Here is a 24,381-nt window from a genome sequence, read left to right on the forward strand (position 1 = left end):
TTTACCGTAATATGAAAACCTCGCTATTTAGCGAGGTTTTTTTTGGCTTTAACTCTGGCAATAGCATCAGCAATGGATTGTTTACGATCCTTTGGCGCAATTGTATTGGTATTATTAACTGGCATTGCGCGAGGAAATAATATTGTGGGCGGTACGAGTTGGTTATGGCTTAAACGTTGTTGTTTTTTCTGAGTTAGTACTAACTCCTCTGATTCAGTCAATGCAGTACCTAGTGTGCTTAATGTAATACAGTCTGTTGGACAGGTATTAATACAATTACTGCACGAGGTACATAATTGTGGCAAAATGGTGTGCAATACTTGCTTGCTGCCGACAATGGCATCGGTTGGACAAACACGAATGCATTTGCCACAACCAATACAGTTTTCTTCATCAATAAACGCTTTATATTCTTGTTTAGTTTGCATAATCATTTCTTGCATTAACTTAAACCTACTATATTACCATCTTTGTCAATATCGATTTGCCGATAAGCAGGGTTAGTGCCTAATCCCGGCATGGTCATCACGTTTCCAGCATAAACACGAATAAAACCAGCCCCAGCTGAAATCGCTAAGTGACTAATATCGACATCAAAATCGGTAGGTACATTTTTTAGGTTTGCATCAGCACTAATTGACATTGGTGTTTTAGCAATACAAAGAGGCAACTGGTCCAGTTTTAGTGCTTCGATCTCTTTGATATTTTCAAGTGCAGTAGCCGATAAATTAGCTTTGTTGGCACCATACTTTTTCACCATAGTTTGAATTTTATCTACTAGAGGCATGTTGTCAGGATAAGGTAGTTTGATTTCGTTTGGCGTATCACATGCTTTAATCACATGCTTAGCTAGTTTTTCTGCGCCTTTACCACCTTGAGTGAAAACTTCACTTACTTCACAGGCAAATGCACCATGCTCAATTGCATATTTTTGTAAAAATGCCAACTCTTCTTCGCTATCATGTGGAAAACGGTTAATGGCAACAATCACTTGTAGCCCATAACTTTTAGCATTGTTGATGTGCCACGCTAAATTAGCTGCACCAATTTCAAGTAATTCAACATTTGATTCTGAAATTTCTTTCGGGATTGCTTGTCCTGGTTTGATGTTATATTTACCACTGTTTGATTTTAAGCTACGCACGGTGGCAACTAACACTACACACGAAGCTTTAATACCCGCTTGGCGATATTTAATATTGAAGAATTTTTCCATGCCCATATCTGAGCCAAATCCAGCTTCGGTTACAACATAATCAGCAAGTTGTAAAGCAATGCGATCAGCAATGACTGATGAGTTACCATGGGCAATATTAGCAAAAGGTCCTGCATGAATAAGCACAGGAGTATGTTCAACGGTTTGCATCAAATTTGGGTTAATTGCGTTCTTAAGTAAGACTGTCATTGCACCAGCAACTTCAAGTTGTTCTGCGGTAATCGCTTCGCCTTGAGTATTATAAGCGAGAATTATGCGGCCAATGCGCTTACGCATATCGTGTAAATCTGAGGCTAATGCTAAAATTGCCATAAGCTCTGATGCTGCGGTAATTTCAAATCCATCTTGCCGTGTGATTCCATTAACACCACCGCCAACACCAACAGTAATCTTGCGAAGCGAGCGATCATTATGATCAATTACTCGTTTCCAAACAATGCGGTTTTCATCAATATTTAGACGAGGTAAACCAGTCTGCGCAGTAAATTCATCGCCTAAACGCGCTTCATGATAAAGGCGCGAATCCAATGCTGCCGACGCCAAGTCGTGAGCCGCAGTAATTGCATGAATATCACCCGTTAAATGCAAATTTAACGTTTCCATCGGTAATACTTCAGCTTGACCGCCACCAGCAGCTCCGCCTTTGACACCAAATACAGGTCCTAAGCTGGGTTGACGAATACAAGCAATTGCTGTTTTACCAATATAATTTAGTCCTTCACTTAATCCAATTGTGTTAACCGTTTTCCCTTCACCGAGTGGGGTTGGTGTGATAGCGGTAACTAATACCAATTTGCCACTAGGCTTGTTTTGATTCGCTTTTAGAATAGACAAATCGATTTTTGCCACATGTTTGCCATAAGGTAGGACAAATTCTTCAGGGATATTGCATTGTTTTGCTATTTCGGTAATTGGGCGTAATGGCATATAAGTTCTCATCTAACAATAAATTGGAATGTCAGTATAAAGAATTTGAATTGCCGAATAAAGAGACAATTTTATCTTTACTTATTTTCGGCACAATTGGTAATTATCTTGTTATAATAATTAAAAACATTCAATAAAAGGATAATAGTTAAATGAATTGGTTTTCCGAATATTCGCTTTTCTTAGCCGAGACGGCGACAGTCGTTATTGCCATTTTAGCAATACTGATTTTTATATTAAGCCAACGTCGTAAATCAGCAACGGTTGGTGGACGTTTATCTGTCAAAGATATTAGTCAAGAATACGAGCAAGTCAAAGATGATATGCTAATGTCAAGCATGGGTGAGCTAGAAGCTAAACTGTTTATGAAAGATATTAAAAAACAGAAAAAATGTGAAAAAAAGCAGGCAAAATTAGCGGCTAAGCAAAAAAAGAAACAAGTCAAAAACCAAGAAAAATCGGCGCTAGATAATGCAACAAAGTTGGCAGAAAACGATATAGATCAACAAGTCAAACCTAAATTATTTGTATTGTCTTTCAATGGTAGTATGGATGCGCACGAAGTTGAAGAATTACGCCAAGAAATTACCGCTGTATTAGCTGTTATTAAACCAGAAGATGAAGTTGTAGTAAAACTTGAAAGCCCTGGTGGTGTAGTCCATGGTTATGGGCTTGCGGCATCACAGTTGTTACGGTTTAGACAGCGTAATATTCCTTTTACGGTTGTCGTCGATAAAGTTGCAGCCAGTGGAGGGTATATGATGGCATGTACTGCGTCAAAAATCATTGCCGCACCATTTGCTATTGTGGGCTCTATTGGGGTAGTTGCTCAAATTCCTAACTTTAATCGCTTGCTTAAAAAGCATGATGTGGATATTGAATTGCAAACAGCAGGTGCGTATAAGCGTACTTTAACCATGTTTGGTGAAAACACCGATGAAGGTCGACAAAAATTCAAACAAGAGCTTGAAGAAACCCATCTTTTATTTAAAGATTTTGTTAAAGAATACCGCCCAAATGTTGATATCGAACAAGTTGCAACTGGCGAGCACTGGTTTGCAACTCAAGCTAAAGATAAAGGCTTAGTTGACGAAATCAGTACGAGTGATGACTTTATCTTATCTCACTTAGATACACATAAAATTATCTCTGTTAGTTATTTACGTCGGCAAAAACTATCTGAAAAGTTAGCTAAAAATGTAATAAAAGGTGTGGAAAGACTGTTTTTAAGGCAAGGAAACGGGTTGTGATAACTTTTTTATCATTTAAATAAATTGTTTATGATTTATTTAAAATATACAATGACATAGGCAGTTATAATTAGCTGCCATATATCTTTATTGTATTTGCTTGGTTTAAAATCGTTTAATAATAATAGAAGTATTTATTCCACCAAATGCAAAATTGTTGGTTTGAAAATATTCAATGTCTAAATTACGACCAGCTCCCACAATATAGTCAAGTTCACCACATGCAGGATCAACATTATTTAGGTTAATAGTTGGGTTAAACCAACCTGAATTCATCATTTCAAGTGTTAGCCAAGCTTCTACTGCGCCACAAGCTCCAAGGGTATGTCCAAAATAGCTTTTTAACGATGAAATTGGTGTTTGATTGCCAAAAATGTCTGCGGTCGCATTACTTTCAGCGATATCTCCACGATCGGTTGCAGTACCGTGGGCACTGATATAACCAATATCAGATGGTGATAGATGTGCTCGCTTTAATGCTTTTTCGATACATATTTTCATTGTTTCTGTACGTGGTTGAGTAATATGGCTGGCGTCACAATTAGTCATAAAGCCGACTATTTCACCATATATCTTTGCTCCTCGAGCTTTTGCATGTTCATACTCTTCAAGAATCAACGCGCCAGCACCTTCACCAATAACTAAGCCATCTCGATTTTTGTCAAATGGACGAGGGGAATTTTTTGGTGTGTCATTTTTTTGACTAGTGGCAAATAAAGTGTCAAAAACTGCTGCTTCAGAAGGGCATAGTTCCTCTGCTCCACCTGCAACCATAGCTGTTTGCATACCATATTTAATTGCTTCATAAGCGTAACCTATAGCTTGGCTACCTGATGTACAAGCGCTTGATGTGGTAATAACTCGTCCTTTTAACCCAAAGAACAAACCAGTATTGACAGCGGTAGTATGTGGCATCATTTGTACATATGTTGTCGCCGTGATATTGTTGGTATGTTTTTCATTGAGCATTGTTGCAAACGAAGCGACAGGTTGTGTACTACCTGTAGAAGAACCAAAAGCAATTCCTGTTTCACCATTTGTAATAATCGGGTCATCAAGTAATCCTGCTTTTTCAAGAGCTATTTCTGTTGCTTTTGTTGATAATAAAGATACTCTCCCCATAGAGCGTATTTTTTTTCGCGTATAATGCTCTGGAATAGTGAAGTTATCGATCGGAGCTCCTAATTTGGTGTGTAACCCATCATAGATTTCCCACTCAGGCATATATCTCACTGCATTTTCTAACTTTTTTAATCTTTCTTGTATCCTGAGCCAATCATTACCAAATGCAGTAACGCCCCCCATTCCTGTGATGACAACTCTTTTTATCATATCATCCCTCCATTGATTGAAATTACTTGACGTGTTACATATCCCGCTATATCAGACATTAAATAACTTGTTAGCCCGGCGACCTCTTCAACATGCCCCATTCTTTTTAAAGGAATCATTTTCATTGCTTCTTGTAATGCAATAGGATCCATATCTAAGATACCTGTATCAATTAAGCCTGGCGCAATACAATTTACAGTGATCTTACGTTTTGCAAGCTCTAGAGCAAGAGCTTTACTTGCTCCAATTAGACCTGCTTTTGCAGCACTATAATTAACTTGACCACGATTACCAACTAATCCCGAAACTGAAGATATAATGATAATTCTTCCACCACTGCGAAGCCTTATCATTGGCATTATGCAAGGATGTAATACATTATAAAAACTATCAAGATCGGTATGAATAACACTATTCCAATCATCTTCTGTTAAAGCGGGAAAGGCGCCATCGCGAATAATACCTGCATTATTGACAACACCATAATAGGCTCCATAAAGTTCTATATCTGCCTCGATAATTTGTTGGCATTGTTCTCGGTTGCTCACATCAAATTGTATTAATCGGGCAGATCCGCCTAATTGCTCAATAGCTTTTTTTGTATCAATTGCGCCTTGTTTATCATTATGGTAATGGATAGCAATGGCAAAACCATCTTGTGATAGCTTGTAAGCAATAGCTTTGCCAATTCCTTTACTTGCGCCAGTAACTAAAATCGTTCGTTTCATTTATTTTCTTCTCCTAATCGTTTTTCACCAAATAGAAAGGCTAATTCAGTTTTATCTGGTTCATAAACATTGAGTTTCCCTGAAACGACAGATTGATCACCTATCTTTATTTGGCAATCAAAATTAGCTAGTTTGGTATCAAAAAGAACTAAATTTGCATGGATAATTAAATGGCTGTAGTGAGGAAAGCTAGATAATGATGTTTTTATTGATCTTCCACCCAATAACATACCTAATTGTGGTTTTCTATTATTAATTATTCCATGATAGCCATTCCATACACCAATGGTTTGAGCCATTAATTCAATGGCGTATAAATTGGGGAGTGTATTATTTTCATCTAGAAAAGGAGCCAAGATGCCATTTTTATTGACTTGAACACTACAGATACATTGCTCATCATTAATTAAATGAACCTTTTCAACCATAACCATAGGGTTTTCATGTGGTAAATAATGAATAGCTGGGTAATATTGCATTATATTTTTCCAATAATTAAAGATGCATTGTTACCACCAAATGCAAAGGAATTTGACATGACAACAGGGGTATTCAATAGCATACTGCTTGTAACGAGATTAATTTTATCTAGAGTCTCATCAAATGGAGAGATTGAAAAATCTTGTTGTGGTAAATAAATATCTTGTTTAAGTAATAGAGCGCTAATAGCTAATTCTGTTGCTGCTGCGCTACCTAATGTATGCCCTGTTAAATGTTTAGTTGAGCTACAAGGCGGTAAATTTTGATTGAATAAGCGATAAACAGCTTTGCTTTCAGCAAGATCATTTAATATTGTTGCTGTACCATGAAGGTTGATATAGCCAATGTTATTGATTGTTAATTTTGCATCATCTAGCGCTATCTGCATTGCTTTTTCTGCTCCTACCCCTTCTGGATGGGGCGATGAAATATGATACGCATCGGATGACTCCCCAGTACCTAAAATTGCAATATTGCTTGTTTCATCTTTTGTAAGTAAAAAAAGAGCACTTGCCTCCCCAATATTTATGCCATTTCGGTTTTGAGAAAAAGGTGTGCATGGGGTTGCTGAAAGTGATTCTAGTGCATTAAATCCATTAATTGGCATTCGACTTAAGCTATCAGCTCCTCCGACAATAGCTGCGTCAATAATGCCTAATTCTATTAATTTTTTACCACTAATAATTGCCTTAGCACTTGATGTGCAAGCTGTTGATATTGTGTAACTGGGACCTTTTAAGCCTAGTAAAGCAGTTAAAAAGCATGATGGATCCCCTAGTTCTTGTTGATTATACGAAAATGCAGGTAGATGCTCATGTGTTTGCAAGTAGTTTTTTAAATTCATATCTCCTTCATGGATTCCTGAGGTACTTGTCCCTATAATAATTGCAATTCGTTTATCTCCATAGCGAGAAATAGCGTTATCGATCTCGGATTGAATTTGTAAATAAGCGCCATATAGTAAACGGTTATTTCGTGTTGTATATTGTGATAAATGTGAAGGTATATTAGGTAAATCGGCTGTAACTTTACCTAACCAAGTGTTTTGATTGTTTAGTAACCAGTTGTTCTCTTCAACTAAATAGTGCTGGGCACAATACTGCCTAGTTAACGTTTTTCTAATTTCACTTAAAGAATTACCTAAATTATTGATTGCTCCAAAAGCCGTAATATAAATCATTTATTTTGTATCCATACCTTGTATTGCAATTTTATAACCGAATATGTGATGCTCAATTTGAATCGGTTTTCTTATTTTTGTTGATGGGTTATCTATATAGGTTATATCTATTATGATTTCTTGCTTATCATTGCGTAATGTTCTATGTAACTCGCTATCAATGAGTTGCCAACCTTGTGGTAACACTATTTGCCATTCATCGATAGGCAAAATGCTCAACATAATGTCTGATAATACTTGTTCTGGTGGTGGTAGTTCTTTAACAAAAATATTCTGTTTGGTTGTAACTTGTTTCCCATCATAATTGATTTCAAATAGCCTAAATCCTAGCGCAGAAAGGCCGATTACTTTTAAATGATTATTATTAATATCAACGAGAGAAATAATTGAGTTTTCAATATTATTATATTTAAATTTCAATAGTTGCTGATCATGATAATTTTGTTGTGTATTTACTTTAGGAAGATTAATTTTAACTTCTTTAGTAAGCCACGCTTGCGATGGCCTATTGTTTGCGCATCCAGAGGCTAAAATTGCTAGCATTAGCATTATTAAACTTAAATATTTTTTCATCCAGTATTACCTATTGTTAATGTCTTGTAGATTTTTTTATGATTTTTGTATTTTTTACTGCTAATGGTGCAAATAAAAAGGCAGCAAAAATTCCACTTGTAAGCACTATACCAAAGCCTTTTATTGCATTTGTATGGCTAATAATTAGTAATCCGAAGGATAATAATGTAGTTAGTGCAGCCATTGTAACTGCTAATAAGGCGCTCTTAGTTTGGCTTTTAACGTTACCTAGAAAAAGACTATAATCAATTCCAATACCAATGACAAGAATGAGTGCTAACATTGAAAATAAATTTAATGGCTGATGAATTATGCCATGTACAGATAATGCAACGCCAACTGATAGTAAAGTAGGGAGTGTGCTTTTTAATGCTGTAATCAAACCATATTTACGATTGTAAAAAATGAAACACACACAAATAATAATAATTGCACCAGCCATTAACTGGGATAAATAAACCCTATAATTGGTAAACATAGTATTAAATTCAGTATGGCGATCGAGCCAATAAACGCCATCATCTACATGCGATAATGTACGGATATCATTTATACGCTTAATATTTCCAATTGGGATTAATGTTGCACTTTTTCCATTTGGTAGTGATAACCACAATAAATTTTGACCCTGACTAATTTCGCTTTTTACCCACATTTCTGGTGTGATAAAGACGTTTGTGTTTTCAGTGCTAGGTAATCTAATATTAATTCCCATTTGTTGTAGAGAAGAGACAATTTCTGGCATATATTTCTCTACCAAAGCAACATTATGTTGCTGTTGTTTTATTGAGGGGAGGTTAATCGATTGGTATTGTTGAAAAACACCTTTTTGTTTTGCTTGTTCTAATTTAGGTAAGAATGATTCAAGGCGTTGTAATGTTTGTTCTGCTGTATCACCAAATACGATAAACCACTTTTGATCTGAAGATTGATGTGTAATATTTATTATATCTTGCTCTTCTTTCTGGAGATCGATAGGTAAAGCTTGTAGTTTGCTGATATCATCATCAATTTTTAGATTATAGGCACCATAGCCAATAAATACTATAGCTAGCAATACTGTTATCCATTGCACATTTTTATTTTCCCACGGCTTAAGCCAAAAGGTGAAGAAGCTAGCCCCGACGTTTTCACGGACAGGAAGTTTTTTTATTAAAAAAGGGTACCAACACGTGACAGTTAAAAAAGCACCAAGTAAACCAAATACAGCAAAAATAGATAGTTGTTTTAATCCAGGGAATGGTGCAATTAACAAAATCAGGTAGGCAATAAAGCTAGTGCACAATGCTATAGCTAAGGTAGATATTAATTTTTTTAAACTATCATAGGAAGATTCATGGTTGCCATGAAGTAATCGTTCTGTTAAATAGTGTAAGGAATAATCAATAGTTATTCCAATAACACTCGTGCTCATGACTAATGTCATTACATGAATTTCACCAAATATCATCAATACCGCGGCTAGTCCGCAAATAATACCAATTAAAATTGATAGTAATGAAAGAAGAATAGGCGTGACTGAACGAAATATTGCAATAATTAATATGATAATACCGATAATAGAAAGGCCACTAATTGTTGAAATATCTTTTTTAGCTTCAATACTTGCATTATCACTATAAAAAATTACCCCTCTTTTTAATATTTCTGTGCCAGGATAATTTTTTTGTAATTGTTGAGCTAATGCCTCCAACTCTGTAACAATTTGATGTGATTTATTTATATCGAATGAAGATCCTTTCAGCTGTGCGTGAATCATGTACCACACATTACCTTGTTTATCTTGACCTGTTAACCAATTATTTTTAATGGTTAGATTGCCTGTATTACTAAGCTGGCTTAATTGTGAGGCGCGGGTAAGTAATAATGGATCTTTATTTAATTCTGTTGCGCTAATACCGCTAAATGGCGAATATATTTGACTTTGAATCCAAGCAAATTGTTTATGTGTTTCTAGCCTTTTAATCGTTTTTTTATCCATTAACTGATAACGATATTTGTAAGCAAACTTTCCCCAATTTTGTTGAAATTGTTCATCAAAATATCCATTAATTTGACTAAAAATAGGGTGCTTTTTTAATTGTTGATACCACCATTTAATCGGTTCTAAATTATCGGGATTAGCAGGTTTTATTAGCCAAACAAGTTGTTTATCAAGCCTATCTTGAAAACCATTAATGAGTTCAGTTGGTACGTGGTTCGCCTGCTCTTTTGGCAGTAAAGATAAAATGCTACTATTAATTCTACTGTTTGAAATAAGATAGCCGACAGAAAAGAGCAGACAGATAACAGTAATTCCCCATAGAATGGCAATCTGTTTAAGTCTTTTTATATTATTTGAATAGTAATTGTTCATGTTGTGTTAATGGTGATGTTTTGTGATTTATAAATGCAATTACAGTTTTATCATTTTGCTTATCATCTATGGTGATAGTTTGTAGGTATATGTTGCCATTTAATATAATTTGTTTAAAAATTTTGTTTAATGGTGCAATTTTAGGAGAAAGTGTCAGTGTCCATTGTTGATTTTGTTCTGACAGTGTTATTTCAAAATTATTTTCCAGCATTTGTTTATCCGCAGTAAAGATTGCGGTTAATAAGTGATTAAATTGAAACAATTGGGGTTGGCTTTCAGCTGTAATAATTTGAGATTGTTGCCCCTCAATGCTTTGTTCCATTCTTGTTTGATTCATTTTTAGTGTCATAGTAAATGGAGTTTGTTGTTGCCACCATAACCCTAAATCTTTTGAAATAATCATTTTACCGCTTGAGTGTAGTGGTGCTGTAAGCCCATTTATGTAACGATCTTGTGTAAAGTTAGCACGAACAGTTTTATGTTTACTGAATTGTTGTTGCAAATCTTCTAATGTAACGGCGTAAGTTAATGTGGAAAAACACATAACTAATAGTGTAATGACAGCGGATAAGTATTTTTTCATATTTATAACCCAAAATGTTTTAAGAAAATTGAGGGAGTAACAAAGCTCATTTCTTGTGTTGTTGCCGAAACTGCTACTTGAATTGTGTAGCCAGATGTGGTTTTTTTTCCTGTTAAACTATCTATGATTGTGTAATTTATCTTTATACGGTGCTCGTATTCTTTTAAAGTTGCAGTAATTTGCAATGCTTGTTCAGCAATTGTGGGGGCAATATATTTCACTCGAGCATCTACAATAGGCCATAGATAACCAGATTCTATCATCTGCTTATATCCATAATTGAATTTTTTGAATAAAGCCTCTCTGGCCTTTTCAAAAAATTTTAAATAGTTACCATGCCAAACCACGCCCATTGCATCTGTATCATGGAATGAAGTGGTATATTCAATGGTTGAGCTATATTTATCATTATTTTTCATGTTTATTTATGTCTTTGGTTGAGTTATTTCGTGTTGGTGGGTTAAATTTCCAGAAATCATAAAAATTAAACCAATCCAATGGCGAAATAAGGCAGTAATGCTCCAATCTTTTTGCATAATCTTGTATTATTTTATTTAATTCATCTTGACGATTTTGTCTTGGTAGCTGAATTTTATCGGCAAAATGTTCAAAATAGACTTGAAAGCGCCCATTAGGTTTTAATCCCCAAATTAAATACACAGGAACTCCTAAAGCTGAAGATAAAACAAAAGGTCCTTTAGGAAAAGGCGCTGGCGCTCCTAAAAAATTGGCCCAGCAAATCGAATTATCAGATATTCTATGATATGGGTTACTTGAAGTTCGATCGCCAACAATCGCAACCCATTCGCCATTATCTAATTTTTCTTTGAGTAGAATTGCAGTATCCGGCCCTAATGTATCTATTTGAATCAAATTAATTGTAGATGCTTGATTGGCCTCTTCTAAAACTTGCTGAAAACGCATAGCGTGTTTTGTAAAAACAAGCGCATTAATTTTGATATTATATGATAGCTCAGCAAGTGCTCGACATACTTCTATATCACCAAGGTGCGAACAAATCAAAATAATGCCACGTTTATCAGACATAATATCTAAGCATTCCTGATTGTTAGGAAAATAGAGTTGATCAAGTTTAATATCGCCTTGCCAACTGGCTATTTTGTCAAGAAGAGATTCTCCAAATCGTTGAAAATGATGAAAAGTTGTTAGCCATTTTTTTTCGATATAAGGGATATTTTCATAGTCATTCTTTATTCTTTCTAAATAGGCTCTAGATGCTTGTCGTTGTGTTTTACCTGTTAGCCAAAAATAGGTGATAACTGGAAACATGATTAATTTCGTACATTTTCTCCCAAAAATTCGATAAAATTTTAAAATGAACTTAATGCCAAATAGCCCTTTTCTTTCAGGTGTTTGTGACCAATGTCTTTGATCTTTTGTTTTCTGCTTATTTCTTTTTAATAGCGAAGGTATCTGTGGGATCATTTCAAAAAATAGTCGAGTATGCATCCAAGATATCCGTACATTGTCTTTAAATGCGTTGAAATGTGATACGCCATCTTTAGGGTAAGTGACATGTGTTGGTATGAAAATTGATGGGGTACCTTGCCAGTATAATCTAACCATGATATCTGTATCGAAATCCATCCTTTTGCCTATCTTAAACTGCTTTATAAGGCTAACGGTTTGTTTTATTGGGTATACGCGGAATCCACACATGCTATCTTTGATGGTAAATGATAAGGTTTCAACCCATACCCAAAAATGTGTTATATATCTAGCTATTAATCGATGCTTAGGGACTGAATTATCATAAACTGGATAGCCTGATATTAACGCATCGGGATTAAGTTCTGACTTTTCTATTAGTAGTTCAATAAATTGGCTATCATGCTGACCATCTGCATCAATTTGTATTGCATGAGTGAAACCTTGATTAAATGCGTATTCAAGGCCAGTCATAACCGCTGCACCTTTTCCTTGATTAGTTGCTAACTGTAATAACGTTATCCAAGGGTATAATGCTGAAAGTTGTTTCAGCTTAAATGCTGCATCTGAAGAGCTTCCATCATCAATTAAAATGCATGTTAACTGATAAGGTTCAATATTTTTCAGAACGGTAGGTAAAGCTTCACTGTGGTTATAACAAGGTATAATAAAACAATAGTTAGTTAAAGGTAATTGTTTTAATGACATAACGTGAGCTTTCCTGTGCTTGCTATTTTATTGCTGTTGTTTTTTGTTATAAATGTATAGGTAAATTCTAATTTTTTTATGCTTTCATGCCATGTTAGGCGTAACATCAAACGATCTTTCGGAATAATTGGGCATTGAAATTTAATTACATCAACAGACCGTAAGTTCAGTGATTTATCAAAATATTTCTTTGTGTAATGAATTACCCAGTTAAGTTGAGCCACTCCTGGTAACAAAGGTTGGGATTTGAAATGACCTTCAAACCAAAATAGATCAGGAGAGATAGTTAGTTCAATATCAACCGAGGTTTTGCTAATATTGATTGTCTTTTCTTTTACAAACTTTTTATCCATTGCTTTTTTGAGCGTCAAATAATTTTTTTAAATCAATATAAGCGCTTTTCCCTTGAGTGTTTTTTGGCAAAGATTCAACAAATCGCCATTTTTTAGGTATTTCGATCAATGATAATTCATCTTTTAACAAAAGTCGAAAATATTGTATTAATTCGAAATGGTTATATTGTTGTAATATTTTTTTGTATGGATGAGATAGTACAATAATTGCTCCAAGTATAGTGCGATTATTTTGTTCTAGTGGAATAACAATATTTTCGGCTACTTCATTAAGTTGATTAAGTTGTTTCTCAATAAATGTCAAAGATACTCTATTTTCAGATATTTTTACAATCTTATCTATTCGCCCGTTTAGGTAGAAAAAGTTTTCATCTATTTTCTTGATCTCATCACTTAATGGTTCTGGTTGCGTTAATAAAGGCGAAATTAATAAAGGTTGTTTTGAGTTTTGATGTTGTATCCGTATTGATGAAAACAATTGCCAAGGCATATTACCTTGGGTTTGTTGTCGGGTTGCAATAACGCCTGTTTCGCTTGAACCATATACTTCATTGGGTAATACGCCATAACTTTTTTTACATAATAAGGCATTTTCATAAGCAAGTTTACCACCCGATGAAACTACTTTATCGCAATTTATTGTAGGTAATTTATCATCTAAATTCTTGATAATTGATGGTGTTGTAATATAGATAATTCGATTGTGATAATAAGTGGCTAGCTGCTCTTGATAAAGTACTGGTTCACAAACAAATGGAATTCTACAACTCAGTGGTAACATTATTTTAAATGTTAAACCATACATATGTTCATGAGAAACAGATGCAATAAATAGATTGTTTTTAAATTTTCCCCAGTTAGATTCAATGATATGAATCTCTAATTCGAGTTGAGAAATTGACTTCTCAATGGGTTTGGGGAGTCCTGTCGATCCGGAAGTAAATAGTGTTAATGTCTGGTGTTTAAAACCAGAGGCGATTAATCGATGTTCTGAAATTATATCATTTTCTTCAATTTTATTTATGTTAACAATTTGTTTATTTGGGTAATGTTGATTTGAAAATTGAATATCATCGACTAATAGCGCGTCGTAGTGTTGATTCATTTCTTTTAATTGAGGATTTACTAAAATAGGTTGTTTACCCGAGTAAAGAAGCGCTAATAATCCAGCAACAAAATTAAAACTATCTTGCATGTATAAAGCCCAAAACTTCTTGGGTGTATTATTTAATGCATGAGTGATGTTTAAAACTTGTTTTTTTAATTCGCCTACGGTCAATGGTTGGTTATTTCTAAATGCTACAATTTCATGTTTTGGTCTTAATAGTTGTTTTGATAGCGAAATTAATGTTGTACTTTCTGACGTATTAACCATTCTCCCCCCATAAAGGCGCCAATCAAAATATAGCTAATTAAGCCGTTATAAATAGTCCACCAATACGTATTATTTAGTAGGCAAGTTATTAAAGCTATTGTTCCATTAAAAATAAAAAAACAACACCAACACCATGTTACTTTTCGAGTATACCAAATAGCATTTTCAGGTAAATTTTGGTGTTTTAATCTGGCAAATTTCTCTATTATCGTTTGTGGTTGATATAATGAGTAGCTAAAAACAATAAAAAAAATGACATTAACTAATACAGGATAAAAAAGGAGCATTTGGTATTTAGCGCACAACCAACTTATTAGCACCAAACATAAACCTACACACGCAACAAGCTTCGCTATCCAACGCATATTAGAAAATAGCTTGGGTAAAGTTATTAGTCGTAAAATAAATGAAATAGCTAAATAAAAAATAGCTAAATTAACCCAGTTGTAGCGTAAAGATAAGTAAATAATAAAAGGATAACCGACAAATAAGATATTTGTCACAATATTTATTATTAACTTAGCTTTACTTCTATTCATTATTTAGTATTAACTAAATTATTAATAGCTTCAACAACATCTTGTACTGTTCTGACAGATTTAAATGTTTCGGGATCCACTTTTTTGCCAATCTTTTTTTGAAGATGTACAACTAAATCAACAGCATCAATACTATCGAGATCTAATTCTTCAAAGAGTTTAGATTCAGGTTTAATATCTTCAGCTGGCAGTTCAAAAAGCTGTACTAGTGCGGATTGAATTTGCTCAAAAATTTGTTGCTTTTCCATGCTATAATTCTCCTATGATTTTTGTGATGAAATAAAATTGGCTAATGATTGAATTGAGCTAAATGCTTTTTTCGTTTCTTCATTTTCAGCTGAGAGCACAATTCCATATTTATTTTTAATAGCAAGTCCAAGTTCTAACGCATCAATTGAATCTAGCCCTAATCCTTCACCAAATAATGGTGCCGTAGAGTCAATATCATCAGGCGTGATAGCTTCCAAATTAAGTACATCAATGATGAGCGTCTTAATTTCATTATGTAAATTTTCCATTAGTTTTCCTTTTTATCGAAGCAATATTAATTTGTTGCCGTTTCAGTCAGTACTGAAGTTAAATATCTTGTTAATTTTCTTGCCGCCACAGTAGTGTTGGGGCTGGCAAAATCAGTAATTGAAATTTTTTCTCCAATAGTGATATTAAAGCAAGCTTTTTTTGCTGGTATATTATACCATTTTTGCTGCTTAATAAGACAAGGTGGAGTGCATTTTATATGAACGATACGAATATCAACTTGACAACGCAATGCTATATTAGCAGCACCTCGTTGTAATTTAATTGGTTTATTAGGTACACTTCTAGTACCTTCAGGGAATATCAATATTCGTCCTTCGTTAGCTAATATTTGTTTGCACTGCGGTAATATTTTTTCTGATTCAGCATTTAAAATGTATCCTGCAGTTTTTATTATACGGCTGATAAAAATGTTGTTAAGTAGCTCACCTTTAACTATACAATCACAACGAGGCATAACCGATACTAGCAATACAACATCAAGCAAAGAAGGATGGTTGGCTACAATTAAACAGCTTTTGTCTTGTTTTAATTTTTCAAGTCCATCAAATTGATAATGGATGACCCCTAGTGATTTCATTATCCAAACAAAAGCTTTAAAACTAAGACAAATACTTCTTTGCGCAATAATACTTCGTTGATATTTGTTCCAAACAAATAATCTTAACAAAGTAAACCATAATAGTGAAATTATGAAAAGACCAAAAAAACCGAATAGCGTAAATCCCAGAGCAGTAATTAATAAGCGCCAATACTGATTTAGACTGTAAGTATTTTTTTTTGTTAATAATTTAGTGTCCATTGCCAATCTTGAGCGTTTCCTTGTACTATAAATTGTTTATGTTTATTTAAGTAAGCGTGTAAAAAAGCGATAGATTGGGGATACTCTGAGTGATAAACTTCAGAAGTTTTTTCAATGCTTTGACAATTGATTTCGCTACCAGTTGTTAATACGTACCCAACAGCATAAATTGGCAGTAACTGTTTGATATCAGTCTGGTACGGTTCAGGGATGATACCATCAAAATCAATTAATAATACTTTTTTCTTCCCCTGATTTAATACAGGTAAGGCTTCAATTAAACCCTGTTGAAAGCTATCACTATGCGCCGATAACGAAGTGATAGGAATTGTTTGATTCGCAATAATTGTCAGTAATCCAGCTGTTGTATTGTGAACAGATAGGGCAAAATCAGTAGGAGAAATATCTCTGTTCTGGCTAAGTGCAGATAATATTTTATACGTTTTTTCTAATTCACCATGGCGACTAGTAAAAATGGCTAAATTAAAACTGCCATCATTTACAAGCTCAAGTCCAACTTCAACCGCTAAACGTGATGAACTGCTCATACGGCGGGCTTGCATCATAGGAAGTCTATTTGACTTAGGTATTGGTAAACTCCAATCATGCTGATTTTTTTGTGACCATAAGAGCCAATCATCTTTATTAGATAATCCCGCAGATAAGGCAAACCAATTTTCAATAGAAAAAGAAAAATTCATTTTGTTAATAATTTTTAATTAGTTCTTTACTTAACAATATTTTATAATATTATTTGTAACAAATTTACATAAATTTGCAATATATTGATACAATACATTAAATTAAAAAAAAGGCAAGAGATTGACTGAACAAGAAACTATAAGATATGGGTATCATAGAGATAGGTATACCGCATTAGATGCAATAACAGAAGCTCAAAAAATTGCATTTTATCCTATTTTTTTTCAAGCAATAGTTAGTATGAGAAACACAGGCATATTAACGTGCATAGATCAAGCAGGGAAAAAGGGTATTACTTTTGAGGAAATAGAAAAGAAAATTTCGTTGTCTTCCTATGCAATCGAGCTGTTATTGGATATTGGATTAAGCATGCATGTCATTTATAAAAGTGATCAATATTATATCCTAGGTAAAGTTGGACATTATCTACTACACGATAAAATGACAGAAGTAAATCTTAATTTTACTCAAGATATTTGTTATCAAAGTATGTTCTATTTGCAAGATGCTTTAGAATCTGGTACTCCCGAAGGGTTAAAAGTTTTTGGTGACTGGAAAACTATATACCCTGCGTTACAATCATTGCCTGAAAAAGCTAAAAAAAGTTGGTTTGAATTTGACCATTTTTATTCGGATCATTCGTTTCCAATTGCTTTTTCTCATATTGAGCAATTAAATCCCAAACATATTTACGATGTTGGCGGCAATACGGGTAAATGGGCAATTTATTGCGCCCAACACTCGACAGATCTTAAAGTTACATTATTAGATCTACCAGAGCAGATTACTGTTGCTAAAAAAAACATTAATAAAGCAGGTCTTGATGAGCGTATTGATAGCTATCCTATTGATTTGTTGACAGCAAAAATGCTTCCGAATAAAGCTGATCTTTGGTGGATGAGCCAATTTTTAGATTGTTTCAGTGTTGAACAAATTATCTATATTCTGAAATTGATTCACCGTAGTATGAAAGATGATGCGGTGTTATGTATTATGGATCTATTTTGGGATAGGCAGAGCTTTGAAGCTGGCGCACTGAGTTTGAATGCCACTTCTTTATATTTTACGTGTTTAGCAAATGGTAATAGCCGTTTTTATCATTCTAAAGTATTTTATCAGTGTCTTCACGATGCAGGATTTTATATTGAAAAGGATATTGATAATTTAAGTTATGGTCATACTTTGTTAATCTGTAAAAAAATTAATTAGCAATCAATAAACAAACAAAACACGAGGAGTAAACAATGAAGTTTTTAAAATATGTCGTTAGTGCATTACTATTTTCATTATTAATTGGCTGTGCTGGTAAATATCAAGAACCTAAAAATATTACCACTTCGGTAGATGGACTAACAAAAGAACAAGTAAAAAAAGCTATTTTAGCTTCTGCCACTAATGGTCGGGCAGCTTTTGGTACATGGAAAATGGATGTGATAGATAGTAATACAATTCGTGGACGTTTATTCAATCGTAAATTTGAAGTAGTGGTCAATATACCTTATTCTGCAAAAAACTATTCTATTAATTATGTTTCGGTTAGCAATAACTTAAAAAATGGACATGGTCAAATTCATCGAAATTATAATCGTTGGATAAATAATCTTGATGCTAAAATTCAAGAAAATATTTTTAGAACAAAATAAAGCAATTTTGGGCTAATTATTTTTTATGGAATAGGCGATAAAACAGAATAGCATCAATTCAGATTTATTGCCTGAAAATCAAGCTCAATTTACAAGTTGAGCTTATACCCATCAGAATCGATTTACGTCTAAGGATCTCTTACCTTTAATTAAACGAGTGATAAAATAGTTCGATTTTAAGTAACACTTTATTTAAAATACAAAAGCTCTTAATTGATTTCACTTCACTTAGTTTTATATTTAACAATGATCCGCTTTATTATTTGATAAAAATAGTAGTTTTTTACTAATTTCTAACGATAATATTAATTGTTAAAACTGACTATCTATTAATCTAATTGCAATTTAATATAAGTCTATATTCATATAGTTTGATGGATATAGCTCCACCTTATTACATTTCTTTTTTTAATTCATAAATCATTACGCTTGAGGACAATTATTATGTTTCAATGGCTTTCAAACTGGATTTTAGATGGACTAAAACATTCCCCCGAAATTTTATTATTTCTATCGTTGAGTTTAGGGTATTTGATTGGTGGCATTAGGATAGGCAAATTCCAACTCGGTGGTGTTGCTGGTTCGTTGCTTGTTGCTGTCGCTTTAAGCGTTTTTGGTGTGACTATTGACGCTGGTGTTAAAGCGATTCTTTTTGCGTTATTTATTTATGCAGTGGGTTATGAAAGTGGTCCGCAATTTTTCCGTTCACTTGGTATAAAAACCTTACGTGAAATCTTCTTAGCATTATTTATTGCAGTTGCAAGTTTTGTGACTGTTATCGTACTAGCCAAATTATTCCATTTAGACAAAGGTCTTGCAGCTGGATTAGCTGCGGGTGGTTTGACACAATCGGCAATTATGGGCACAGCCTCTGATGCATTAAGCCAATTAGGTTTAAGCGCAGATGAATTAAGAAAAATGCAAGCAAATGTAACTATTGGTTATGCTGTGACCTATATATTTGGTTCACTAGGTGCCATTATTGTCTGCGTCAATATTCTGCCAAAAATCATGGGTAAAGATATTGGTGATGATGCAATAAAAGCACAGGCTGAGCAACTTCATGGTTCGCTTTCATTAAGCTCTGATCAAAATCTAGCTTTATCTGATATTAGTGGTCGGTTGTATCGTATTACCAATAAAATTAATCAAACAGTGGCGCAAGTTGAACAAACTATTAATGGCATTAGTATTGAGCGTATCAAACGTGGCAATAAAATCATTGAAGCAATGCCAGAAACAGTATTAAAGTCGAAAGATATTATTCTTGTTGTGGGTCATCGTGATTCAATGATTAAAGCACATGATCTACTTGGTAGTGAAGTGAATTCAGCATCTGGAATGGATGTGGTAATGAATAAGTTAGATGTTGAAATGCGTAATAACCGTTATGAGGGTGAAAATCTTACTCAAGTACTTCAATCAGATGAAGTGATGAAGTTAAAACATGGCATCTATCTTTTAGCGATTAATCGTGATGGACAACCTCTTCCCCTTAATAACGATATTTATTTAAAACTTGGTGATGTTATTACTATTTATGGTGCTGATAGTGATCTTCGTCGTGTTATTGACAAAATCGGTGCACCCATTACCAAAAGTGAAAAAACTGACTGGATATTCCATGGTTTAGGGCTTGTTGTTGGCCTTATTATTGGCTTAATTGTGATTCGTGTAAGTAATATTCCTATCACATTAGGTGCTGGAGGTGGAGCGCTTTTATCAGGATTATTATTTGGTTGGTATCGTTCGGTTCACCAAACTATCGGTAATATTCCTACTGGTGCAGTGCAACTTTTAAAAGATTTTGGCTTAGCTGGATTTGTTGCTGTTGTGGGATTAAGTTCTGGTCTTCAAGCAATTAATACAATTGAAGAACAAGGTTTATCTCTATTTTTAATTGGTGTGGTTGTTACTTTGCTACCAATGCTACTTGCCATTTATTTCGGAAAATATGTGCTTGGCTATAAAAACGCAGCAGTATTTGCTGGTGCTTTAGCAGGATCGCGAAGTGCTAACCCCGCTTTTGGTGAAGTGCTCAATAAAGCTGGCAATTCAACGCCAACTAACTCTTTTGCTATTACTTACGCTTTAGCTAATGTTTTCCTAACTTTATTAGGTCCATTAGTTGTTGCTTTTGTTTAATTGATATATCAAATTAAGGGTACTAATGTATGAAAAACAAAACAGAATATAGCCAATATGCTAATTTAAGTCCTTTTGAATTAAAAGATAACTTAATTAAACTGGCACAAAGCCATACTGATCGGGTGATGTTAAATGCGGGTAGAGGTAATCCAAACTTTTTGGCTACTTGGCCTCGTCAAGCATTTTTCCAATTAGGTGTGTTTGCCACTCAAGAATCCGAAATGTCATTTTCATATTTAAATGAAGGTGTTGGCGGTATGCCAATTAAAGCAGGATTAACTGGACGCTTTGAACATTTTATTTGTCAAAATTATAATACCCCTGGTGTGGCATTTTTAGGTAAAGCTTTTTCTTACATCCGAGATCAACTTGGGCTTGATGAAAACGCTTTTTTACAAGAAATGGTAGAAGGTATTTTAGGATGTAATTATCCTGTACCTGATAGAATGCTTCACTTTAGTGAAGATATTGTTAAAGCCTATGTGTTACAGCAAATGGGGGCCCAATATCTAGATCGTGATAATATCGATTTATTTGCCGTTGAGGGTGGTACAGCCGCCATGGCTTATATTTTTAACTCCATGAAAGAAAACGGATTAATCCAAAAAGGTGATAAAATTGCTATTGGTGCGCCTATATTCACACCTTATCTTGAAATTCCAGAACTTAATGATTATCAATTGGTTGAGGTATTAATTAATTCTGATCCTAATTCAAATTGGCAATATCCTGAGTCAGAATTGCGTAAATTAGAAGATCCAGCAATTAAAGCCTTTTTTGTTGTTAACCCATCTAATCCACCGTCAGTTAAAATTGACGATAAAAGCTTAAAAATTATCGCTGATATTGTTAAAAAACGTCCTGAATTGATTATTTTGACCGATGACGTTTATGGTACATTTGCCGATGATTTCCAATCTTTATTTGCAATCTGTCCGCAAAATACTATTTTAGTTTATTCTTTTTCTAAATACTTTGGTGCGACAGGTTGGCGATTAGGTGTTATAGCAACGGCTAATGATAATGTGATAGATAAAACTATTAAAGCATTACCAAGCAAAACTAAACAGATCTTAAATAAACGTTATAGCTCAATTACGACTGATCCGGAAAATCTTAAATTTATCGATCGCTTAGTGGCTGATAGCCGTGCTGTAGCATTAAACCACACTGCCGGTCTTTCAACACCACAACAAGTACAAATGGTCTTATTTGCATTGTGTGAAATGATGGATAGTGATCAAAGCTATAAAAACGCATTAAAATCACTTATCCGCCGCCGTGCAGCATCACTTTACCAACATTTGGGGCTTAAACATACCACCGATGAAAACAGTGTTGATTATTATACACTTGTTGATCTTGAGCATATTTGCCGAGAATTATATGACGATAAATTTGCTCAATGGATATTAAAAAATAAAAATCCGTCTGAAATGTTATTTAGAATAGCAGACGAAGCGGGGGTCGTTCTATTACCAGGTAAAGGATTTGCTGTACAACATCCTTCTGCTCGAGCATCGTTAGCTAACTTAAATGAATATCAATATGCAGCGATTGGCTTATCAATGCGTAAATTGGCGGAAGAATATTATGATGAATATCAAGGTAAAGCAAAGAAAAAATAACTAATTATTTAGATTTATTCATCTAATTATTAATCAAACCCTAGTTTATCTAGGGTTTTTTATTATGTTATCAAGTTAATTTTTCAATGTATTACGAGGGCTCCATCTGTTTTCAGCCTAGTTTGCTTTTTTATTGCAGTAAACTTTTGATCTGTCACTTCCACAACACATTATGCGACTAGAGCCTCATTTTTTACATGGGCAATGGATACTCTTAAATAATTGCCAAAATTGGTTTTTAATAAACTTTCATAATAAAAAAACACGCACTGATCATAAGGCCATTGATTATCATTTTCATACTGTTCAGCAATCATTTTTCTTAGCTCTGATGAGTCAAAAGCAGGTTCATATTCTACTTTTGCCTGACCTGTTTTTGAACAAGCTCTATCTTTATAGTTGCTAGATTTTAATCCTTACTAAGTATGAAGTTATTACCCTTTTCTAGTCAATGAGAAATAATAACCAATTGAATAAAAATAATAATACAAGGAAAATACGCGTTTATTTGTAGGGCTTTCAGCCTGAATTATCACCATCCTAGCGGGCAGTTCAATACTGTCAAGTTAACTATTTTTTTATAGTAATCTTAATACAGATAATCTATCAATAACACATCTTTGATTATTTGCTACTACTTGCGATTATATTGGTAGATTTAGTATGTAAGAAAGTGGCAAATAAAGAAGTAATTGACAATTCAAGATAATAAGAACTAATGTGAAATAGTATACTGGATTTTAATATATTTATTTCTAATGTAAACTTAAAGAAGATGACAGAAGCACAGGAGAAAATAAAAATATCCCAGTTAATTTCAAATAATTGATTTAATATAATTTATTTATTAATCGCCTCATCTCATCTATATAACTCTGTTCTGCCTTTTAAAAGTGGACTATATTGGATTGCTATGGACTAAAATAATATGGTGTTCAATCAAAGTCAAACCGAAGTTCTGAGTGATGATCATCAAATTTAGCTTTATGAAAAAAGTTAATTTGACGGTGCCAACCAAAGAATTACAAAACACTCTGGTTCAAAATTATCTATCTCTCATGTGCTTTGGTGAAAAACCGAACCGCTTACGGAAATAAATTGCAAATCTAGATCCTGAATCATATCCAACTTCTTGTGCGATTTGTGTAATATTTAAATGAGTGGTTTGTAGTAGCTTTAATCCATAACTCATTCTTGCCTCAAACAGTATATTAGACAAACTTGTTCCTTCATCAGATAGGCGTCGCCTTAATGTTGACTCACTCATGGCAAAATGTTTTGCAATTGCTTTTGATTGCCATTTTTTTGTAGGAGCACCTAAAATTAATCGTTCCAGCTTCTGCTTAAGACCTTCATTTACTGAGATAGGAAAATTAATATTTACTATTTCTAAGCATCGTAATAATTGTATAAATTGATGTAAAAGCAAATCATAATTTGAGAGAGGATCTTGAATAATACTGATTGTATAATTTATTGATGCATTAAAAATATTGGGAACAGATCGCACGATTTTTATCTGATGGGTAAAGTCTGTTGACTGTGTGGTTTTTAAAGACTCATACTGTTTTAGTATTTCTTGTGGCCAAGTAAAACAGTCGGCCAAATAAATTTTATTTTGAATATTTTGATTAGTAATATCTAAAAGACTGTTAGCAGGAACAACTAATAATTCTCCTGCTAATATCTCATAAATTTCACCTTTATAGCTGATAACCTTTGATCCTTGAACTACGCGAATTAACATTGGATCAACTATTCTCACCTGCGATAATTTATAATTACAACTTTGTGAAACTCGTGAGTACTGACCTAATTTAGTAAGCTGCTGTGATTTTTTTATTACCTGATTCAAAAAATATCCTATTAGCA

General features: G+C 33.8%; 24 protein-coding genes. 5 read left to right on the plus strand and 19 right to left on the minus strand.

The features are described 5' to 3' along the window. Positions 1–23: 23 nt before the first annotated feature. Both A9G47_RS04220 and A9G47_RS04225 read right to left on the minus strand, forming a co-directional pair. Complete coding sequence (locus A9G47_RS04220; RefSeq protein WP_065642248.1) at positions 24–443, minus strand: RnfABCDGE type electron transport complex subunit B; 420 nt, start codon at positions 441–443, stop codon at positions 24–26. Further along, on the minus strand, positions 443–2,143 hold the full coding sequence (locus A9G47_RS04225) for a formate--tetrahydrofolate ligase (RefSeq protein ID WP_218057422.1): 1,701 nt from the start codon (positions 2,141–2,143) through the stop codon (positions 443–445). Before A9G47_RS04225 ends, A9G47_RS04220 begins: the two co-directional genes overlap by 1 nt. A gap of 152 nt (positions 2,144–2,295) precedes the next feature. Here A9G47_RS04225 and sohB point away from each other — a divergent pair, with 152 nt between their 5' ends. Then, entirely contained in the window at positions 2,296–3,393 is a 1,098-nt protein-coding gene (gene sohB / locus A9G47_RS04230; protein WP_065642250.1) for a protease SohB, read from the plus strand. A gap of 105 nt (positions 3,394–3,498) precedes the next feature. On the opposite strand, the gene A9G47_RS04235 is transcribed toward sohB, so the two are convergent. From A9G47_RS04235 to A9G47_RS04310, 16 genes are read right to left on the minus strand one after another with little or no spacing between them, the layout of a single operon-like run. Further along, the gene (locus tag A9G47_RS04235) at positions 3,499–4,725 is read right to left on the minus strand and encodes a beta-ketoacyl-ACP synthase (RefSeq protein WP_065642251.1); all 1,227 of its coding nucleotides are present in this window, start codon (positions 4,723–4,725) and stop codon (positions 3,499–3,501) included. After that, on the minus strand, positions 4,722–5,453 hold the full coding sequence (locus A9G47_RS04240; protein ID WP_065642252.1) for a 3-ketoacyl-ACP reductase FabG2: 732 nt from the start codon (positions 5,451–5,453) through the stop codon (positions 4,722–4,724). Before A9G47_RS04240 ends, A9G47_RS04235 begins: the two co-directional genes overlap by 4 nt. After that, positions 5,450–5,932: an ApeP family dehydratase gene (locus tag A9G47_RS04245; protein ID WP_065642253.1), complete on the minus strand. Its 483-nt coding sequence runs from the start codon at positions 5,930–5,932 to the stop codon at positions 5,450–5,452. Before A9G47_RS04245 ends, A9G47_RS04240 begins: the two co-directional genes overlap by 4 nt. Further along, positions 5,932–7,113 (minus strand): beta-ketoacyl-[acyl-carrier-protein] synthase family protein, encoded by a 1,182-nt coding sequence (locus A9G47_RS04250; protein ID WP_065642254.1) that lies wholly within the window; start codon positions 7,111–7,113, stop codon positions 5,932–5,934. The genes A9G47_RS04245 and A9G47_RS04250 overlap by 1 nt, the downstream gene beginning before the upstream one ends. After that, a complete protein-coding gene (locus tag A9G47_RS04255; RefSeq protein WP_065642255.1) occupies positions 7,114–7,686 on the minus strand; it encodes a DUF3261 domain-containing protein in 573 nt (190 codons plus the stop codon). It lies immediately after the preceding gene. 16 nt (positions 7,687–7,702) lie between these two features. Next, positions 7,703–10,042 carry an MMPL family transporter gene (locus A9G47_RS04260; RefSeq protein ID WP_065642256.1) on the minus strand — a complete coding sequence of 780 codons (2,340 nt, stop codon included), beginning with the start codon at positions 10,040–10,042 and terminating at the stop codon, positions 7,703–7,705. Beyond that, on the minus strand, positions 10,020–10,625 hold the full coding sequence (locus A9G47_RS04265) for an outer membrane lipoprotein carrier protein LolA (protein WP_065642257.1): 606 nt from the start codon (positions 10,623–10,625) through the stop codon (positions 10,020–10,022). The genes A9G47_RS04260 and A9G47_RS04265 overlap by 23 nt, the downstream gene beginning before the upstream one ends. Before the next feature lie 2 nt (positions 10,626–10,627). Next, positions 10,628–11,050 (minus strand): acyl-CoA thioesterase, encoded by a 423-nt coding sequence (locus tag A9G47_RS04270; RefSeq protein WP_141674809.1) that lies wholly within the window; start codon positions 11,048–11,050, stop codon positions 10,628–10,630. Continuing rightward, on the minus strand, positions 11,034–12,782 hold the full coding sequence (locus A9G47_RS04275; RefSeq protein ID WP_065642259.1) for a glycosyltransferase family 2 protein: 1,749 nt from the start codon (positions 12,780–12,782) through the stop codon (positions 11,034–11,036). The genes A9G47_RS04270 and A9G47_RS04275 overlap by 17 nt, the downstream gene beginning before the upstream one ends. Next, complete coding sequence (locus tag A9G47_RS04280; RefSeq protein WP_065642260.1) at positions 12,773–13,135, minus strand: ApeI family dehydratase; 363 nt, start codon at positions 13,133–13,135, stop codon at positions 12,773–12,775. The genes A9G47_RS04275 and A9G47_RS04280 overlap by 10 nt, the downstream gene beginning before the upstream one ends. Then, positions 13,128–14,510 (minus strand): AMP-binding protein, encoded by a 1,383-nt coding sequence (locus tag A9G47_RS04285; RefSeq protein WP_065642261.1) that lies wholly within the window; start codon positions 14,508–14,510, stop codon positions 13,128–13,130. Before A9G47_RS04285 ends, A9G47_RS04280 begins: the two co-directional genes overlap by 8 nt. Beyond that, positions 14,480–15,049 carry a hypothetical protein gene (locus A9G47_RS04290; protein ID WP_065642262.1) on the minus strand — a complete coding sequence of 190 codons (570 nt, stop codon included), beginning with the start codon at positions 15,047–15,049 and terminating at the stop codon, positions 14,480–14,482. The genes A9G47_RS04285 and A9G47_RS04290 overlap by 31 nt, the downstream gene beginning before the upstream one ends. After that, on the minus strand, positions 15,049–15,297 hold the full coding sequence (locus tag A9G47_RS04295; protein ID WP_065642263.1) for an acyl carrier protein: 249 nt from the start codon (positions 15,295–15,297) through the stop codon (positions 15,049–15,051). Before A9G47_RS04295 ends, A9G47_RS04290 begins: the two co-directional genes overlap by 1 nt. 12 nt (positions 15,298–15,309) lie before the next feature. Beyond that, the gene (locus A9G47_RS04300) at positions 15,310–15,567 is read right to left on the minus strand and encodes a phosphopantetheine-binding protein (protein ID WP_065642264.1); all 258 of its coding nucleotides are present in this window, start codon (positions 15,565–15,567) and stop codon (positions 15,310–15,312) included. 26 nt (positions 15,568–15,593) lie between these two features. After that, positions 15,594–16,388 carry a lysophospholipid acyltransferase family protein gene (locus A9G47_RS04305; protein ID WP_065642265.1) on the minus strand — a complete coding sequence of 265 codons (795 nt, stop codon included), beginning with the start codon at positions 16,386–16,388 and terminating at the stop codon, positions 15,594–15,596. Next, complete coding sequence (locus A9G47_RS04310; RefSeq protein WP_065642266.1) at positions 16,370–17,089, minus strand: beta-ketoacyl synthase chain length factor; 720 nt, start codon at positions 17,087–17,089, stop codon at positions 16,370–16,372. Before A9G47_RS04310 ends, A9G47_RS04305 begins: the two co-directional genes overlap by 19 nt. 121 nt (positions 17,090–17,210) lie before the next feature. On the opposite strand from A9G47_RS04310, the gene A9G47_RS04315 reads away from it, so the two are divergent. The 4 genes from A9G47_RS04315 (at position 17,211) to A9G47_RS04330 (ending at position 22,509) form a co-directional block, all read left to right on the plus strand. After that, positions 17,211–18,299, plus strand: a complete 1,089-nt coding sequence (locus A9G47_RS04315; protein WP_255309199.1) for a class I SAM-dependent methyltransferase — start codon at positions 17,211–17,213, stop codon at positions 18,297–18,299. Between the two features lie 35 nt (positions 18,300–18,334). Beyond that, positions 18,335–18,733, plus strand: coding sequence for a hypothetical protein (locus A9G47_RS04320; protein ID WP_065642267.1), 399 nt, complete (start codon positions 18,335–18,337; stop codon positions 18,731–18,733). 444 nt (positions 18,734–19,177) lie between these two features. Further along, the gene (gene aspT / locus A9G47_RS04325; protein WP_065642268.1) at positions 19,178–20,878 is read left to right on the plus strand and encodes an aspartate-alanine antiporter; all 1,701 of its coding nucleotides are present in this window, start codon (positions 19,178–19,180) and stop codon (positions 20,876–20,878) included. A gap of 29 nt (positions 20,879–20,907) precedes the next feature. Continuing rightward, entirely contained in the window at positions 20,908–22,509 is a 1,602-nt protein-coding gene (locus tag A9G47_RS04330; RefSeq protein WP_065642269.1) for a bifunctional aspartate transaminase/aspartate 4-decarboxylase, read from the plus strand. Between the two features lie 1,045 nt (positions 22,510–23,554). Here A9G47_RS04330 and A9G47_RS04335 read toward each other — a convergent pair. Beyond that, the gene (locus A9G47_RS04335; RefSeq protein WP_065642270.1) at positions 23,555–24,364 is read right to left on the minus strand and encodes a helix-turn-helix domain-containing protein; all 810 of its coding nucleotides are present in this window, start codon (positions 24,362–24,364) and stop codon (positions 23,555–23,557) included. Positions 24,365–24,381 lie beyond the last annotated feature (17 nt).

Source organism: Gilliamella sp. WF3-4, from assembly GCF_001690275.1.
Lineage (GTDB): Bacteria > Pseudomonadota > Gammaproteobacteria > Enterobacterales > Orbaceae > Gilliamella > Gilliamella apicola_C.

Bases quoted from the DNA above. Each gene is read 5' to 3' on its own strand.
- A9G47_RS04295 (WP_065642263.1), bottom strand. From the start codon at position 15,297: ATGGAAAAGCAACAAATTTTTGAGCAAATTCAATCCGCACTAGTACAG.
- A9G47_RS04285 (WP_065642261.1), bottom strand. From the start codon at position 14,510: ATGGTTAATACGTCAGAAAGTACAACATTAATTTCGCTATCAAAACAA.
- A9G47_RS04275 (WP_065642259.1), bottom strand. From the start codon at position 12,782: ATGTCATTAAAACAATTACCTTTAACTAACTATTGTTTTATTATACCT.
- A9G47_RS04250 (WP_065642254.1), bottom strand. From the start codon at position 7,113: ATGATTTATATTACGGCTTTTGGAGCAATCAATAATTTAGGTAATTCT.
- A9G47_RS04310 (WP_065642266.1), bottom strand. From the start codon at position 17,089: ATGAATTTTTCTTTTTCTATTGAAAATTGGTTTGCCTTATCTGCGGGA.
- A9G47_RS04260 (WP_065642256.1), bottom strand. From the start codon at position 10,042: ATGAACAATTACTATTCAAATAATATAAAAAGACTTAAACAGATTGCC.
- A9G47_RS04225 (WP_218057422.1), bottom strand. From the start codon at position 2,143: ATGCCATTACGCCCAATTACCGAAATAGCAAAACAATGCAATATCCCT.
- A9G47_RS04255 (WP_065642255.1), bottom strand. From the start codon at position 7,686: ATGAAAAAATATTTAAGTTTAATAATGCTAATGCTAGCAATTTTAGCC.
- A9G47_RS04330 (WP_065642269.1), top strand. From the start codon at position 20,908: ATGAAAAACAAAACAGAATATAGCCAATATGCTAATTTAAGTCCTTTT.
- A9G47_RS04240 (WP_065642252.1), bottom strand. From the start codon at position 5,453: ATGAAACGAACGATTTTAGTTACTGGCGCAAGTAAAGGAATTGGCAAA.
- aspT (WP_065642268.1), top strand. From the start codon at position 19,178: ATGTTTCAATGGCTTTCAAACTGGATTTTAGATGGACTAAAACATTCC.
- A9G47_RS04320 (WP_065642267.1), top strand. From the start codon at position 18,335: ATGAAGTTTTTAAAATATGTCGTTAGTGCATTACTATTTTCATTATTA.
- A9G47_RS04220 (WP_065642248.1), bottom strand. From the start codon at position 443: ATGCAAGAAATGATTATGCAAACTAAACAAGAATATAAAGCGTTTATT.
- A9G47_RS04305 (WP_065642265.1), bottom strand. From the start codon at position 16,388: ATGGACACTAAATTATTAACAAAAAAAAATACTTACAGTCTAAATCAG.
- sohB (WP_065642250.1), top strand. From the start codon at position 2,296: ATGAATTGGTTTTCCGAATATTCGCTTTTCTTAGCCGAGACGGCGACA.
- A9G47_RS04235 (WP_065642251.1), bottom strand. From the start codon at position 4,725: ATGATAAAAAGAGTTGTCATCACAGGAATGGGGGGCGTTACTGCATTT.
- A9G47_RS04280 (WP_065642260.1), bottom strand. From the start codon at position 13,135: ATGGATAAAAAGTTTGTAAAAGAAAAGACAATCAATATTAGCAAAACC.
- A9G47_RS04245 (WP_065642253.1), bottom strand. From the start codon at position 5,932: ATGCAATATTACCCAGCTATTCATTATTTACCACATGAAAACCCTATG.
- A9G47_RS04290 (WP_065642262.1), bottom strand. From the start codon at position 15,049: ATGAATAGAAGTAAAGCTAAGTTAATAATAAATATTGTGACAAATATC.
- A9G47_RS04265 (WP_065642257.1), bottom strand. From the start codon at position 10,625: ATGAAAAAATACTTATCCGCTGTCATTACACTATTAGTTATGTGTTTT.
- A9G47_RS04300 (WP_065642264.1), bottom strand. From the start codon at position 15,567: ATGGAAAATTTACATAATGAAATTAAGACGCTCATCATTGATGTACTT.